General features: G+C 58.3%; 2 protein-coding genes. One reads left to right on the top strand and one right to left on the bottom strand.

Annotated features, from left to right (window positions below; genetic code table 11):
- Positions 1–32 precede the first annotated feature (32 nt).
- Positions 33–527: a DUF934 domain-containing protein gene (locus tag ACXRVY_RS27150; RefSeq protein WP_223462857.1), complete on the top strand. Its 495-nt coding sequence runs from the start codon at positions 33–35 to the stop codon at positions 525–527.
- Positions 528–695: 168 nt separating this feature from the next.
- Here the strand turns inward: ACXRVY_RS27150 and sohB are convergent, their stop codons facing one another.
- A complete protein-coding gene (gene sohB / locus ACXRVY_RS27155; RefSeq protein WP_223462856.1) occupies positions 696–1,718 on the bottom strand; it encodes a protease SohB in 1,023 nt (340 codons plus the stop codon).
- Positions 1,719–1,780 lie beyond the last annotated feature (62 nt).

Here is a 1,780-nt window from a genome sequence, read left to right on the forward strand (position 1 = left end):
TATTGGCATCGACCTCTTCAAGGAGCGTGTCTATGCAGCGAATCATTAAGAACAACGAGGTCGTCGACGAGACCTGGCACCTGCTGCCCAAGGATTTCAACATCGACCAGATCAGCAACTGTGACGATCTCATCGTGCCGTTGCAGCTGTGGCGCGAACACAGCCGTATGCTCCTGGCCCGCGATGGCGGCCTGGGCATCTGGCTGGACGCCGATGAAGAGGCCGAGGAAATCGGTGAAGACGTGGCGCAGTTCCAGGTCATCGCCCTGAACTTCCCGGCCTTCACCGATGGCCGCAACTACTCCAACGCCCGCCTGCTGCGTGACCGTTATGGTTTCAAGGGCGAACTGCGGGCAATTGGTGATGTGCTGCGCGATCAGTTGTTCTACATGCACCGCTGTGGTTTCGATGCGTTCGCCATTCGCCCCGACAAAGATCCGCACGAAGCCCTGGAAGGTCTCAAGGACTTCTCGGTGAGCTATCAGGCAGCGACCGACGAACCGCTGCCGCTGTTCCGTCGCCGTTGATGTCCCAGGCCTTGAACTCTTTGCTGGGTTCAAGGCCGTCCTCCAGGCCTGTTCGGTGATCACCGGCAACGGCCGCCCCATCGTTACCCAATCGCGGTAAAGCCTGGCTCGATCATCAAAATCGCGGAAAATCCGCGGTTTGATTTTTTGCAGGTGCCCGCTAAAGGCTTACCAGAAGCGTTGCTGAGTCAAGCGGCTCCACCAGCTCAGTAGCACCCGATCGACCGAGCCGCTGGCGGCAATGCCAATGCGCTCTGGCAGGCTTTTGCGTTCGGTGTAATGCAAGTGATAGAGCTCGGACTGCCTGGCCCGCTCGGCGAGGTATTCATCGCTGGTCTTGAGTTCGTCGACCAGATGCTTGTCCAGCGCCGCGACGCCAAGCCAGATTTCACCGGTGGCCACTTCGTCGATAGCCAGTTGCGGGCGATAGCGCGACACGAAGTTCTTGAACAGTTGATGGGTGATGTCCAGATCCTGCTGGAACTTCTCCCGCCCCTTCTCGGTGTTTTCACCAAACACGGTCAGGGTGCGCTTGTATTCACCGGCGGTCAGCACTTCGAAATCGATGTCGTGCTTTTTCAGCAGGCGATTGACGTTGGGCAACTGCGCCACCACGCCAATCGAGCCGAGGATCGCGAAGGGTGCGCTGATGATCTTCTGGCCGATGCACGCCATCATGTAGCCGCCACTGGCCGCGACCTTGTCGATGCACACGGTCAAGGGCACGCCGGCTTCGCGGATGCGTGCCAGTTGCGAAGAAGCCAGGCCGTAGCTGTGAACCATGCCGCCGCCGCTTTCCAGGCGCAGCACCACTTCGTCCTTCGGCGTGGCAAGGGTCAGCAAGGCTGTGATTTCGTGGCGCAGGCTTTCGGTGGCTGAAGCCTTGATATCGCCGTTGAAATCCAGCACGAACACCCGGGATTTGGCCTCGGTTTTGTTCTTCTGTTTCTTGTCGGTTTTAGCCTGCGTCTTGCGCAAGGCCTTGAGCTGGTCCTTGTCGAGCAAGGTTTGCTCCAGGCGCTCGCGCAGCCCTTTGTAGAAATCATTGAGCTTGCTGACCTGCAACTGGCCGGAGGATTTGCGCCGCCCTTTGCTGCGCAAGGCCGCAAAGCTGGCCAGGACCACCAGAATGGCGATCACCAGGGTCACGGTCTTGGCCAGGAAAACGGCGTACTCGGAAAAAAACTCCACAAAGGCACCTCGAAGGCTTGAAAGCTTCATTCTACGGGCATTTTTCAATGAGTGTCTAACAT

Source organism: Pseudomonas sp. P5_A2_2 (assembly GCF_054177685.1).